The sequence below is a fragment of the Nitriliruptor alkaliphilus DSM 45188 genome (genome assembly GCF_000969705.1).
Lineage (GTDB): Bacteria > Actinomycetota > Nitriliruptoria > Nitriliruptorales > Nitriliruptoraceae > Nitriliruptor > Nitriliruptor alkaliphilus.
This window is the reverse complement of sequence record NZ_KQ033901.1, coordinates 131,382-144,436: the sequence shown is the minus strand read 5'-3', so window position 1 is coordinate 144,436 and position 13,055 is coordinate 131,382. Positions and strand designations below refer to the sequence as shown.

Annotated in this window: 13 protein-coding genes; 7 read left to right on the top strand and 6 right to left on the bottom strand. The window is 72.6% G+C overall.

Annotation, left to right across the window (positions count from 1 at the left end):
* The first annotated feature begins 129 nt into the window (after positions 1-129).
* The 4 genes from NITAL_RS00690 to NITAL_RS00675 all read left to right on the top strand — a co-directional run bounded on the left by NITAL_RS00690 (position 130) and on the right by NITAL_RS00675 (position 4,153).
* Positions 130-1,206 carry a hypothetical protein gene (locus tag NITAL_RS00690; RefSeq protein WP_052664187.1) on the top strand — a complete coding sequence of 359 codons (1,077 nt, stop codon included), beginning with the start codon at positions 130-132 and terminating at the stop codon, positions 1,204-1,206.
* A gap of 148 nt (positions 1,207-1,354) precedes the next feature.
* Positions 1,355-2,794 carry a pyruvate kinase gene (pyk, locus tag NITAL_RS00685; RefSeq protein ID WP_052664186.1) on the top strand — a complete coding sequence of 480 codons (1,440 nt, stop codon included), beginning with the start codon at positions 1,355-1,357 and terminating at the stop codon, positions 2,792-2,794.
* 1 nt (position 2,795) lies between these two features.
* Positions 2,796-3,782: an endonuclease/exonuclease/phosphatase family protein gene (locus tag NITAL_RS00680; protein ID WP_052664185.1), complete on the top strand. Its 987-nt coding sequence runs from the start codon at positions 2,796-2,798 to the stop codon at positions 3,780-3,782.
* Positions 3,779-4,153 (top strand): nitroreductase/quinone reductase family protein, encoded by a 375-nt coding sequence (locus NITAL_RS00675; RefSeq protein ID WP_052664184.1) that lies wholly within the window; start codon positions 3,779-3,781, stop codon positions 4,151-4,153. The genes NITAL_RS00680 and NITAL_RS00675 overlap by 4 nt, the downstream gene beginning before the upstream one ends.
* A 174-nt stretch (positions 4,154-4,327) precedes the next feature.
* On the opposite strand, the gene NITAL_RS00670 is transcribed toward NITAL_RS00675, so the two are convergent.
* From NITAL_RS00670 to NITAL_RS00650, 5 genes are all read right to left on the bottom strand, one after another.
* Positions 4,328-4,915, bottom strand: coding sequence for a DUF1990 domain-containing protein (locus NITAL_RS00670; protein WP_083441077.1), 588 nt, complete (start codon positions 4,913-4,915; stop codon positions 4,328-4,330).
* 132 nt (positions 4,916-5,047) lie between these two features.
* Positions 5,048-5,809: an NUDIX hydrolase gene (locus NITAL_RS00665; RefSeq protein WP_052664183.1), complete on the bottom strand. Its 762-nt coding sequence runs from the start codon at positions 5,807-5,809 to the stop codon at positions 5,048-5,050.
* Positions 5,806-7,329: a Ppx/GppA phosphatase family protein gene (locus NITAL_RS00660; protein WP_052664182.1), complete on the bottom strand. Its 1,524-nt coding sequence runs from the start codon at positions 7,327-7,329 to the stop codon at positions 5,806-5,808. The genes NITAL_RS00665 and NITAL_RS00660 overlap by 4 nt, the downstream gene beginning before the upstream one ends.
* 56 nt (positions 7,330-7,385) lie before the next feature.
* On the bottom strand, positions 7,386-7,865 hold the full coding sequence (locus NITAL_RS00655) for a SixA phosphatase family protein (RefSeq protein WP_052664181.1): 480 nt from the start codon (positions 7,863-7,865) through the stop codon (positions 7,386-7,388).
* Entirely contained in the window at positions 7,862-9,952 is a 2,091-nt protein-coding gene (locus tag NITAL_RS00650; protein WP_342674212.1) for an RNA degradosome polyphosphate kinase, read from the bottom strand. Before NITAL_RS00650 ends, NITAL_RS00655 begins: the two co-directional genes overlap by 4 nt.
* Positions 9,953-10,158: 206 nt before the next feature.
* On the opposite strand from NITAL_RS00650, the gene fdxA (NITAL_RS00645) reads away from it, so the two are divergent.
* The 3 genes from fdxA (NITAL_RS00645) (at position 10,159) to NITAL_RS00635 (ending at position 11,814) form a co-directional block, all read left to right on the top strand.
* The gene (fdxA, locus tag NITAL_RS00645; RefSeq protein WP_052664179.1) at positions 10,159-10,482 is read left to right on the top strand and encodes a ferredoxin; all 324 of its coding nucleotides are present in this window, start codon (positions 10,159-10,161) and stop codon (positions 10,480-10,482) included.
* A gap of 182 nt (positions 10,483-10,664) precedes the next feature.
* The gene (gene fdxA, locus NITAL_RS00640; RefSeq protein ID WP_052664178.1) at positions 10,665-11,003 is read left to right on the top strand and encodes a ferredoxin; all 339 of its coding nucleotides are present in this window, start codon (positions 10,665-10,667) and stop codon (positions 11,001-11,003) included.
* A gap of 73 nt (positions 11,004-11,076) precedes the next feature.
* Positions 11,077-11,814 (top strand): class I SAM-dependent methyltransferase, encoded by a 738-nt coding sequence (locus NITAL_RS00635; protein ID WP_052664177.1) that lies wholly within the window; start codon positions 11,077-11,079, stop codon positions 11,812-11,814.
* A gap of 22 nt (positions 11,815-11,836) precedes the next feature.
* On the opposite strand, the gene NITAL_RS00630 is transcribed toward NITAL_RS00635, so the two are convergent.
* Positions 11,837-12,955, bottom strand: coding sequence for a Coenzyme F420 hydrogenase/dehydrogenase, beta subunit C-terminal domain (locus tag NITAL_RS00630; RefSeq protein ID WP_052664176.1), 1,119 nt, complete (start codon positions 12,953-12,955; stop codon positions 11,837-11,839).
* Positions 12,956-13,055: the final 100 nt, after the last annotated feature.

Sequence of the window (13,055 nt, the reverse complement as noted above, 5' to 3'; positions counted from 1 at the left end):
GGCGGAAGCCGGGTGCTCCGAGCACCCACGGGCAGGCTGGGGAGCGTCGCTAGCCTAGAGGCCCGTCGCGCTCGTCCGGGCGGCGTGGTACCGCGATGAGGGGCGGCAGGTGTGGTTGCAGGCGGCGGAGTGCCGGCTCCGGGACGGGGATCGGTCGTCCGGGCGCTGATCGCGGCGCTGCTCGTGCTGCTCGTCGGCTGCACGGGCGAACCGGCCCCGACGCCCACCCCGACGCCGACCGCGGACGAGACCGCCGACCCCGCGCCGAGTGGGGTGCAGGTGGCCGTGATCGTGCCGGCTGCGTCCGATCCGGCGGCCGCCAGCTTCCTCGATGCCGAGCGCCAGTTGGCTCGGCTCGAAGCGGACCGGGTCGGCGACGTCGCCAGCGTCCGCGTGATCGTCCCGGACGATCCGGACTTCGTCCCGGACCTGGCTGCCCTGGTGGCGGACGGTGGCGCCGACCTCGTCTGCGTCCTCGGGAGCAGTGGACGGCGGACCGTGACCGCCCTGGCCGAGCGGTTCCCCGCGACCCGCTTCTGCGCGCTCGCGGCGCCCCGCGAGAACCTGCCGGACAACGTCGACCTGTTCGATGTGGCGTACGAGGAGCTGGGCCACGTCCTCGGTGTCGCCGCGGACGCCGCCGGGGCTGGCGGGTCCGTGGGGGTCGTGCTCGGCGACGACGACGACCCCCGGGCACGACGCCGAGCGGGGCTCCGCGCCGCGCTGGCGGGTGGTGAGGTGAGCGTCGACACGATCGTGCGTGACCCGTCGGAGGCCACGGAGCTGGCCAGGACGACCGACGAGGAACCGCTCGCCACCGTCGTCGTCGACGTGGCGGACGCCGGGCTCGCGACCGTCGTCGCTGCCTCGGCCTCCAGCTGGATCGGCCCGCGGGGTGTGACCGTCGACGCGTCGGCCGGATCGGCCGTGGTGCGCTGGTGGCTGCGGGCCGACGTGATCGTCGGCGCGGCGGTGGACCGCCTGGTGCAGACCGACCGCCCCGACGAGCTCAGCCGGCTCGGCTTCGAGCAGGAGGTCTTCGCGCTGACCTTCGGCGAGGGGACCAACGACGCCGTCCGTGCGGTCACCGACGTCGCGGCCGACGAGTTCGCACGCGGCGTCCGTGACCCGCTGGAGCCGCGCGCTGCCGAGCCGGCGGATGAGGACGACGAGGACGCAGCTACGGGGCCAGGAACGACCGACTGACGCGGGAGCGTCCCTCGGCCGGTCGGTCGCGGCTGGTGGCGATGCGGCGAGGTCGGGCGTACGGCGCGCCACTGGCCGGCGATGCTCGTAGGATGCGGCGTTCAGCGCTGCTTCGCCGCCCCCCGCTCCCGTCCCGAGGACCTCGCCCGTGCGCCGCGCCAAGATCGTCGCGACCCTCGGGCCTGCGCTCGATGACCCCGACCGGCTCCGTGCCGCCATCGCCGCAGGCATCGATGTCGTCCGCCTGAACTTCTCGCACGGCTCGCGGGAGGAGCACCAGCGGCGCCTCGAGCTGTCCCGTGAGATCGGGGCCAGCCTCGGCCGCAACGTCGGCAGCCTCGGCGACCTGCAGGGGCCGAAGATCCGCCTCGGCCTCGTCCCAGACGCCGGGGTGCAGCTGGTCGACGGTGGCGAGGTGGTGCTCGTCGCTGGTGAGGAGGAGCTCGAGCGCTACGACGACGGCGCGGGTACGCCGGTGCTGCCCGTGGTGTACGCCGAGCTCGCCGACGATGTGGACCCCGGTGCGCTGATCCTCCTCGACGACGGGCTCCTGCGTCTGGTGGTGTCGCGCGTGGAGGGCAAGCGCGTGACCGCCCGGGTCGTCGCCGGGGGGCTCGCCAAGTCGCGCAAGGGCGTCAACCTCCCCGGCGTCGAGGTGTCCGCCAAGAGCCTGACCGACAAGGACCTCGTGGACGTGCGCACCATGGTCGAGCTCGGCGTCGACTGGATCGCGCTGTCCTTCGTGCGGCGTCCCGAGGACGTGCACGAGGTCCGTGCCATGGTCAAGGAGCTCGGCGGTCAGCAGCCCATCATCGCCAAGCTCGAACGTCCCGAGGCCATCGACGACCTCGAGGCGATCATCGCGGCAACCGACGCGGTGATGGTGGCCCGAGGTGACCTCGGGGTCGAGGTCGGCCCGGAGCGGGTCCCGGCCATCCAGAAGCAGATCATCGACCTGTCGAACCGCGCCGGCCGTCCGGTGATCACCGCGACCGAGATGCTGGACTCGATGATCCGCAGCCCCCGCCCGACACGCGCCGAGGCGTCGGACGTGGCCAACGCGATCTTCGACGGCACCGACGCCGTCATGCTGTCGGGCGAGACGGCCGCAGGACGCTTCCCCGTCGAGGCGGTCCGGACCATGGCCCGGATCATCGAGGTGGCCGAGTCCTCGGCCGAGCGGGTCCACCCGGTGCCCCCCATCACGGGCCAGGAGCTGCAGCGCGTCGTGTGCAAGGCGGCGGTCCAGATCGCGCAGGACGTCGACGCCAAGGCGATCCTCGTCTACTCCCTGACCGGCGCCTCGGCGCAGCTGGTGTCGAAGTTCCGCCCGGCCTACCCGGTCATCGGGCTCACCCCCGATGAGCGTCCGTTGCGGCGGTTCGCGCTGATGTGGGGCACCGCCGGCGCGGTGGTGCCGACCAAGGACCACTCGATCGACCTCATCACGGCCGCCGAGGAGGTCTGCTTCGAGCACGGCTACGCCGCCCACGGGGACGCGATCGTGATCGTCTCGGGCATCCCGGGCGGCCACGGCGGGACCAACCGCGTCATGGTCCACCGCCTCGGTGACACCCCCCACGGTTGACGTGGGCCGCGCGCACATCCTCCGCCTCCTCGCCTGGCCGTACGCAGCACTGACGGCTGCGGTGCTCGTGCTGTGGCTGCTCGAGGTCCAGCACCCCGTGACGGTGCTCTTCGACCTGGCGACCTTCTGGTGGACCCTGCCGGCGGTGGCGCTCGTCCTCGTGGCGTCGCTGCGCCGCGACCGGACCGCGGCGGCGCTGTTCGCGCTGCCCGCGGGCCTGTGGCTGTGGGCCTACGGCGGGGCGTTCCTGCCGACGACGGCACCGGACGTCGCGGCCGACCTCCGGGTCGTGACCTACAACACCTTCGTCGGGGCGCCCGACGAACGCCACGTCCTCGAACTGGTGGCCACCACCGAACCCGACGTGCTCCTGCTCCAGGAGGTGTTCGCCCCCCGTGAGGAAGCGCTGCTCATCGCGTTGGGTGACCGCTACCCCCACCAGCAGATCGACCGCTCCCCGGGCGTCGGGGCCGTGGCGGTCTACAGCCGGCACCCGATCACCGACGTGGTGCCCGTGGTGGACGCCAGCGAGCGCAGCCGGGGGACCAGCGTGGTCCGCCTCGACGTCGACGGCCGGCCACTGCAGGTGACCTCCCTGCACCTGATCTCGCCCTGCCCGGCCTGCGGGCCGTCCGTCCTCGAGCGCCTCGAGCTGGAGGACGACGTGCGACGTGCGGAGATCGGATCGGTGCTCGACCGGCTGGACCCGGACATCCCGGCGGTCGTCGGGGGTGACCTCAACTCGTCCGACCGGTCGACGGCGTACCGTCAGCTCGTCGCAGCGGGGTTCACCGACCCGCAGCGGGACGTCGGGAGCGGGATGGGCTTCACGTGGCCGGCCGACGGTCGACTGCTGCCGCCGGTCGTGCGCATCGACTGGCTGCTGGCGCGCGACCTCGTGGCGGTCGCCGCCAGCGTCGAGGAGGCCCGTGGCAGCGACCACCGCGCGGTGGTGGTCGACCTGGCCTTCGACGACGATCCCCGGTGAACATCCCCGACGAGTTGCGCGACGAGCACTACTGCGTGCTGTCCACCCAGGGGCGGGTGACCGGTCGCCGGCACTCCGCCGAGCTGTGGTTCGTGCCGGCCGACGGCGGCGTGCGGTTGATGTCGGGGTCGGGTGGGTTGACCACGTGGTGCCTCAACCTCGAAGCCGAGGAGCAGGGGGTGCTGCGCATCGGTGAGCGGTCCTGGTTGGCGCGCGCTGCCATCCTGCACCGTGACGACCCCGAACGTGCCGAGGCGCTCCGGGCCTTCCACGACAAGTACGACCCGCCCGGCAAGGACCGCACCGAGCCGTGGATGCGCAACGCCACGCTCGTCCAGTTGGTCCTCACCCGCAAGCTCACCGCTCGCTGAACCTCGGTAGCGGGTAGCGGCGTGTTCCCCCGGTCGTCGGGGTCGCTCGGTGACGTGAGAAGACGATGGTGACGGCAGACGGCGGTCCAACGCCGTTCCGGCGTCACCGTCGAAGGCTGGCGTCACCGGACGAGGGTGGTGCGAACCGCCACGGGCGAGTGGTCCGTACGGGCGTTACCGCGACGCGGCGCCCTCCTCGTCCACGGGGCCTGCTGCGGCCGCGCGCACGTACCGGTCGGTCACTCGATCCTGTACTCGCCGGGTCAGGGGTCCGCCGGCGTGACTCCACCACGTAGCGGGAGCTGAGAAGGAGACGACGCGGAACCGGACCTGGCCGTCAGCATCCAGCGCGAGTTCGAACAGAGACTCGCCGCGCTCTGGGTGTCCGGTGAGCGTGCCGTAGGCGAACCCTGCCTGGTCCTCGTCGTTGATGACGTAGACGACTCGGCACGGCGCGACGATGCGCAACGGGCCGAGCCGCAACCCGAGCCGAACGTCGGCATCAGGCTGAACACGATCGCTGTCCGCCACGACCAGGAGTCCGGCATCGCGGTGCACCTGCCAGGTCAGCAACCGGTGTGCTGCCACTTCGAACGCAGACCGACCGAGACCGACGACGGCTTCGCGACGCACGATGCGATAGCCGGCGGGAAGTGGTCCGCGCGTGCTGCCGACCTCGCGATAGGCGTACGGCGATCTGGTCAACTCGTTGCCGTCCTGACGTGCCGTGGCTACCGCCTGCCAGGTGACGGGCGCGGACATCACCTTGCCACCGCCAGCTCATCCGCGCGACCACGGGCGTTCGCTACCGGTTGCAACCGCACGTGCTGAGGTGGGCGTTGGCTACCGGTTGCAACCGCACCGCTGCCGTACCTGCACGATGACCGGGATCCCCTAGCGGCCGACGTCGACCGGGCTGGTCGGTGGGCCGTCGCGCAGGATCGCCTCGAGGTGGTCCGGGAGCGCTCGCGGGGCCAGCCGCTCGTCGGTGCGACGCAGCTCGGCGAGGCTCCACCACCTCGCGGCCACCAGCCCCGCGTCGTCGAGCGGCGCCGTGACCTCGTCGTAGGCCGACACCCGAGCGAGGAACCAGCGTTCGGTCTGCCGCAGGTGCACGCCGGCGTACCGGAACGTCACGGTGCGCGACCACACCCAGGGGCCGACGTCGGCATCCAGCCCGAGCTCCTCGGTCAGCTCGCGCACCGACGCGCTGTGGTGGTCCTCACCGGGTTGGAGGCCGCCCCCCGGAGCCGTCCAGACGATGCGGTCCGGAGTTCCCTGGTGGGCCACCAGCAGCACCTGGTCGCGGTCGTCGACCAGGAGCACACGGGCGGCATCGCGATCGAGCGGGTGGTCCGCTGTCCCGACATCCGTCGGCTCAGCCGGTAGGCGTGGGTGCGCAGGGACCACGCGGGAGGCCACGATCGCGGCTTCGTCCACGAAGGCGAGCTGACCGTCCCGGCGCACCAGCGCGAGGATGCCCGCCTCGTAGCCGAGCAGCCGGCCGACGACGTCGGACGCGACCGGCTCGCTCGAGGCGCCGGTGACCACCAGGTGCCGGATCGACACCCGCTCGCCGATGTCCGACGGCGTGAGACGGTGGACGGCCTGCGCTCGGAGGCGGCGCCCGGCCCGCTGCGGGTCCCCCGCGGTCATGCGCCACCCACTACGACGGGCGCGACACGCAGCGGCAGGCCGTAGGTGCTGCGGAACAGCCGTGCGACACGTTCGAGGTCGACGGGCGCCGCCGGCACGTCGTGCCCGACGGGTGCGACGGTGACGTGGTCCTCCTCCACCGCGACCCGGGCGTCGCGGACGGCGCCGTCGCGGGTCCGCGCGAACCGGGTCGCCAGCTGCAGGACCGGGAGCAGCCGTCGCGTGCGGTCCTGGTCCACCTCCGACAGCGCCTCGAACGGCGGGTAGCTGGCGTCGATCCCGCGTGACGGGGCTGATCGGACCAGCGTCGCCAGCATCGCGGTCTCGTGCGGAGCGAACCCGCGGAGCTCGGCGTTGGCGATCAGGTAGGCGCCGTGCACGTGGTGGCGCCGCAACGCGAGCGACTCGCCGATGTCGTGCAGCCGGGCTGCGTGGGCCACCAGCTCCCGGTCGGAGGGCCCGAGCCCGTGCACGGGTCGGAGGCCGTCGAACACGGCCATCGCCAGCGTGGCGACCTGGTCGGACGAGGCGTGGTCCGGGCCGAACGCTCGACGCAGCCGCGCGACCTCGCGGCGGCGGAGCTCGTCGGCCCCCGGCGGCACGGTCACCCCGTGCGCGTCGAGCAGGATGCCCTCACGGAGCCCCCAGTCGCTGACCGTGACCGACCCGACCCCCACCCGATCGAGGACCTCGGCGAGGACGACGGCCGCGAGGTGGAGGTGGTCGGCGCGACGCTCCTTCATCCCGGGCACCGCGAGACGGCCGGTCAGGTCGAGCCCGAGCAGCTCGTCCCGGACACCGACCAGCTCGTCGGTGTCGATCGAGAGCTGGTTGAGCGTCGCCGGCAGCCACCGGCCCTCCTCGGCCGCCACGACCCGGGCGAGGGCCCGGACGGTGCCGCCGACGGCCACCGTGGTGCGAGCCCCGGCGGCCGCCACGTCACACAGGTGCGGGTCGAGCTCCGACGCGACGCGCGCCGTCAACGCCGCCACCTCGCGCCGGTGCGGCGGGTCCCGTTCGACCAGCGCGGACAGCCGGGACACACCGAGCGGCAGCGACGTCGACCAGGCGACCTCGGCCCCGGTACCGACGGTCAGCTCCAGCGATCCGCCGCCGAGGTCGAGCACCAGCACCGGCTCGTCCTGCAGGGCCACGCTGGCCCGCACACCGAGGTAGCCGAGGCGCGCCTCGTGCGCACCCGACAGCACGCGGACCTGCGTGCCCGCGGCCTCCGACAGCCGGGCGAGCACCGTTGCCCCGTCGTCGGCGTCTCGCAGCGCCGAGGTGGCCACCGCCACGTGGTCCTGCGAGCCGCTCCGGCGGGCCAACGCCGACAGGTGCGCCACGGTCGCCGCGGCCCGGGCGACCTGGTCCTCGGGGATCCGCCCGTGCTGGGCGACGACCCGGCCGAGGTGGAGCATCTCGCGCTCGCGCTCGACCGGGACGAGGCCGGTGTCGTCCACGTCGGCCACCAGCACGTGGAAGGAGTTCGAGCCGAGGTCCAGGACGGAGCAGCGCACGTGCCCTCGTGGCGTGGGGAGCGCTCGAGCCTAACCCTGCCGGTGGCGGGTCCCCGTCACACCGGGGGCGCCAGGAAGGCGACGTCGGGATCGTCGAGGGGGCCGTCGATCACCCAGGTGCTGGCCTTCGGCCACCGCAGGTCCTCGTCGCGCAGCGGCACGCCCTGGTCGGCCAGGTGGAGCACCACGGACGCGATCACGTCACCGTGGGTGCACAGCACGGCATCGCCACCGAGGCGCTCGGCCCGGTTGCGCGTCTGCCGCAGGAACCGGTCGACCACATCGAGCGGGCTGCCCTCGGCCAGCTCGTCGTGCTCGTCGATGGCCAGGCCGTGCGCCGCCGCCAGCGGCTCGACGCTCTGGATGCAGCGGGTCAGCGGCGAGGAGCCGATCGTGACGATCGGCCGCCCCGCGTAGGCATCCACGAGCCCCAGTGCCTGCTTCAGCCCGGTGGTCGACACCGGGCGTCGCCGGTCGTTGCCGCTGTGGGCCGCCCGGTCACCGGCATGGACGTGACGCAGCAGCAGCAGGCTCACCGGCCACCCACCGCCCGTGCGCGCGCCAGGTCCTGCAGGGCGTGGTGGGTCTCGGTGCCGTCGGTGGTGGGCACCTTCGACCACACCGCGTCGGGGCCGAGCTCCCAGGCCAGGACATCGTCAGCCAGGTTCACCTGGAGGATCTCCTCGAGCTGCGCCTGCAGCGCGGGATCGGTCACGGGTACCACCGCCTCCACGCGGCGGCGCAGGTTGCGGTTCATCCAGTCGGCCGACCCGATCAGGTGGTCGTAGCCGCGGCGCGCCGAGCCGAACCGGAAGATGCGCGAGTGCTCGAGGTAGCGGCCGACGATCGAGCGCACGCGGATGGTCTCCGACAGGCCGGGGACCCCGGGCCGCAGAGCGCAGACGCCGCGGACGACGAGGTCGACGGGTGTCCCGCGCGCGGACGCGTCGTAGAGGGCACCGATGACCTCCGGGTCCACGAGCGAGTTCATCTTGGCGACGATGTGGCCGTCCTCGGCCGCCGCCTCGCGCTCGATGAGCTCCAGGACGCGGGGGAGCAGCGTGGTGGGCGCCACCAGCAACCGGCGGTAGGCCGACTGCCGCGAGTACCCCGTCAGCACGTTGAACAGTTCGGTGAGGTCGGCACCGATCTCGTCGTCGGCGGTCAGCAGGCCGATGTCCTCGTAGACCCGCGCCGTCGCGTCGTTGTAGTTGCCCGTGCCGATGTGGGCGTACCGGCGGACGCGGCCACCCTCGCTGCGGACCACCAGCGCGATCTTGGTGTGGGTCTTGTAGCCGACGACCCCGTACGCGACGTGGACACCCGCCTCCTCGAGGACGCGGGCCCACTCGATGTTGGCCTCCTCGTCGAAGCGCGCCTGCAGCTCCACGAGCGCCACGACCTGCTTGCCCTCCTCGGCCGCGGTCAGCAGTGCCTTCACGATGGGGCTGCCCGGCCCGGAGGTGCGGTACAGCGTCTGCTTGATGGCGAGGACGTCGGGGTCGCGGGCCGCCTGCTCGATGAAGGTCAGCACCGAGGTCGAGAACGCGTCGTAGGGGTGCTGGACGAGGACGTCGCCCTCCCGCAGCGTCGCGAACAGGTCCGGCGGTTCCTCCGCTGGGGAGGTGGCCAGCCGTGGCTGGGTCGTCGGCTGGAACGGCTCGAAGCGCAGGTCGGGCCGGTCCAGGTCGTAGAGGGCCCACAGGCCGGCGAGGTCGAGTGGCCCGGGGAGGTGGTAGACGTCGCGCGGTCCGATGCGCAGCTCGCGGACCAGCAGATCGAGCACCTCGGTGCTGACCGTGGGTTCCACCTCGAGGCGGACCACACGGCCGAAGCGGCGGCGGGTGAGCTCGTACTCGATGGCCGCGAGGAGGTCGTCGGCCTCGTCCTCCTCGACGATCAGGTCGGCGTTGCGGGTCACGCGGAAGACGTGGTGCTCGACGACCTCCAGCCCCGGGAAGAGCCGCCCGAGGCTGGCGGCGATGACCTGCTCGAGCGGCACGTAGCGCTCGCCGTCGGGGAGGACCACGAAGCGCGGCAACGTCGGCGGGATCTTGACCCGTGCGAAGCGCGTCCCGCCGTCGTCGGGGTCGCGGACGACCACGGCGAGGTTCATCGACAGGTTGGAGATGTAGGGGAACGGATGCGCCGGGTCGACCGCGAGTGGGGTCAGCACCGGGAAGACCTGCTCGTCGAACGCGGCGTCGAGCCAGGCGCGGTCGTCGGCGTCCAGCTCGGTGAGATGCGACAGCCGGATGCCGCGATCGGCGAGCTCCGGCGCGACCTCCTCGACGAAGACCCGCGCGTGACGCCCCGCCAGGCCGGTCACCAGCTCGCCGATGGCGGCCAGCTGATCTGCCGGCACGATCCCGTCGGCGCCGCTGCCGGTCACCTCGGCGGCGAGCTGTTCCTTGAGGCCGGCGACCCGGACCTGGAAGAACTCGTCGAGGTTGGCGGCGAAGATGGCCAGGAACTTGGCGCGCTCGAGGAGCGGGAGGGTGCGATCCTCGGCGAGGCCGAGGACACGCTCGTTGAACTGCAGCCAGGACAGCTCACGGTTGAGGAACCGGACCGGCTCGTCGCCGTGGAAGTCGAGGATCGAGATGCTGCGCAGCTGCCCCACCTCGCCGGTGCCGGGTACCACCCGTTGCTCGGTCACGTCGCCTCCACCGGTCCCGGCGGCGTCCGTCCTGCGGACACCGCGGTCCGAGACGAGACCGTAGGCCTCCGAGGTGAACGGCGGGTGACGACCGCTGATCGGGGGACCGCTTCGTCACCCGCCTCCCGGCGGTCTAGGCTGTCGTCACGCCCGGCCCGAGGAGGTCCCCGTTGACGTACACGATCGCTGAGCCCTGCATCGACGTGAAGGACAAGGCCTGCGTCGAGGAGTGCCCGGTCGACTGCATCTACGAGGGTGACCGGATGCTCTACATCCACCCCGAGGAGTGCATCGACTGCGGCGCCTGCGAGCCGGTCTGCCCCGTCGAGGCGATCTTCTACGAGGACGACGTGCCGGACGAGTGGAAGGAGTTCACCCCGATCAACGCCGAGTACTTCGAGGACTCGGTGACGGGGTTGGGCTCGCCCGGTGGCGCGGCGACGGTCGGCAACTCCGAGAAGGACCACCCGAAGGTGGCCGCCTGGGACGCCTGAGGGCGCCCTCGGGGGACGCTGACCGCGTCGGGCGACGCTGACGAGGGACGGCTGCGGCCGTCCCTCTCGCGTGCCCGCACGGCTGCCGGCGCCGGTTCGGCCACCGCGGCCACGCTGGGTAGCATCGTGGGCCGCAGGGCCGGGGGTTCCGGCCCGGACCCGCCTGGACCAGGGAGCGCGAGATGACCTACGTCATCGCCGAGCCGTGCATGGACGTCAAGGACACCGCCTGCGTGCAGGAGTGCCCCGTCGACTGCATCTACGAGGGCGACCGCCTCCTGTACATCCACCCGTCGGAGTGCATCGACTGCGCCGCCTGCGAGCCCGCCTGCCCGGTCGAGGCCATCTTCTACGCCGACGACGTCCCGGACGAGTGGAAGGCCTTCACGGCCATCAACGCCGAGTACTTCGACCCCGCGGTCACGGGCCTCGGAGCGCCGGGCGGTGCGTCCGAGGTCGGCCCGTCCGGCGTCGACCACCCGAAGGTGGCGGCCTACGAGATCCAGGCAGCCACCCCCTGACGGCCGCCGCCATCCCACCGCACATCGACCCCCGCTCCGCGCGGGGGTCGACGCGTCCCGACCGGAGCCGCACGTGATCGGTCGCCGACGTGGGCGCACGCCTGACGTGCGTGGCCTGGTCGAGGAGCACCTCGGCGCCGGTCGCCCGACCGGCTGGTTCGAGCCGCTGTACGCGGCCGTCCGCGGCCGTGCCGACGACGTGCCCTGGGGCGGGCAGGACCCGCACCCCTACGTGACCGACTGGCTCGCCGATCCGGTCGTGGCACCGCCCGGTCCGCGGGCCGTGGTCGTCGGTTGTGGCCTCGGTGGCGACGCACGGGCGGTCCACGAGGCCGGCCACGAGGTGACGGCCTTCGACGTCGCGCCGACCGCGGTCGCCTGGGCGCGGGAGCGACTGCCGGACGTGGTCGACGTGCGCACCGCCGACCTGCTCGACCTGCCGGCCGACCTCGTCGGCGCGTTCGACCTCGTCGTCGAGGTGCGCACGGTGCAGAGCCTGCCCGGTGTGGTCCGCGACGCGGCCATGCACGCCGTCGCCTCGCTGGCGGCTCCCGACGGTGTGGTCGTGGTCGTCACGCTCTTGGCCACCACCGCCGACGCAGCGGCGACCTGGGACGGCCCGCCGTGGGCGCAGGCACCGTCGGAGCTCGCCGCCTACCTCGCCGGCGGCCTCCGCCGCGTCGCGCTCGAGCACCCCGAGCCGCGCGAGGGCGAGCAGGCCATGGACGTGCGTCTCACCTTCGTCCGCGCCGACGGTCCGGCCTCGACCGGGACTGCGAGCGGCCCGGACGTGCTCGGCATCCACGGCTGAGCCGCGACCGGTCGCAGGGGGATCACGGGACGACGGGGAGGAGGCCTGGGCGGGCGGCGGTGTCGGGCAGGGCGCCGCCGGGCCAGCGTTTGCGGGACACCGTGGACAGCTTGGTGAGCAGGTTCATCGCGACCTGGTCGCTCTGGCCGGGGCGCGCTTCGATCAGCCCCTCGTCGAGCAGCCCCTGGATCCACTCCTCACCGCGGCCGGTGCGTACGAGGGTCAGGGTCCAGTTGTCGTCCGCGCCGATCCCGCCGGTGGAGATGTCGGCGTGCTGGGCGGCGAAGTCCGGGCACAGCTTGCAGCCCGGGCGGGTGTAGGCGTGGAAGGGCTTGAGCGGGATCTCGTGGTAGCTGCCGTCACGGGTCCAGACCTGGTAGCGGCCCTTGATGTTGATCTTGACCACCTCGGCGATGTCGATGCCGTGGTCGGCCAGGACCTGCTGCTGGCCCTCGTAGGTGAAGGTCTTGGAGCACAGCAACCCGATGGTCAGCGCCACCTTGCGCTTGTACTTGTTGACGTTGTAGGCCGGCAGACTGCCGTTGATCGACGCCTGGCACGACATGCCCACCAGCGCCAGGTTCTTCAGCCCGGCGGCCTCGGCATCGGCCATGGCCAGCGGGTTGGCGCTGTAGGTGTAGCGCGAGCCCGCCGTGGCCAGCACCCCCTGGCGGTCGGTCACCACCGTCGGGGCGGCGTCGAACGGGCCACGGTCGGTCACGATCTGGGAGGTCAGCGCCCCATCGATGCGTCCGGTCTCAAGGCCCCACACCAGCAGGGTGGACACCAGGCCGCCGTCCTGGCCGACCTTGGCGATCGCCTCGTCGGTGGTGCGGATCAGCAGGATGGAACGGGCGATGCCGTAGGGCTCCTCGGCGGTCCGCTGCCGGCCGAACAGCTCGGTGTCGAGGTCGGACTCCCAGTCCCGGAACCGCGGACACGCCCGGGTACAGATGTCACAACCCTTGTCCCCGATCACGCACTGGTCGTGAGCCATGCCCTCACCGACCTGCACCGGGAAGAAGTCCTCGGTGTACCCCAACACATCCCGCGGACAGGCCATCACGCACGCAGCACACCCCGTGCACAACCCGGAGTCCACCACCTCACGCTTCAGTTCGCGCCAGTGCACCTCACCCACGCCGCCGCTCCCTCGGCCGCCGTTCGGCGGAGGGCGGCCAGAGGACGACCCTACCTACGTACGTCCTGCCGACCGGCACCCGTACCCTCCGCGGCTCGGA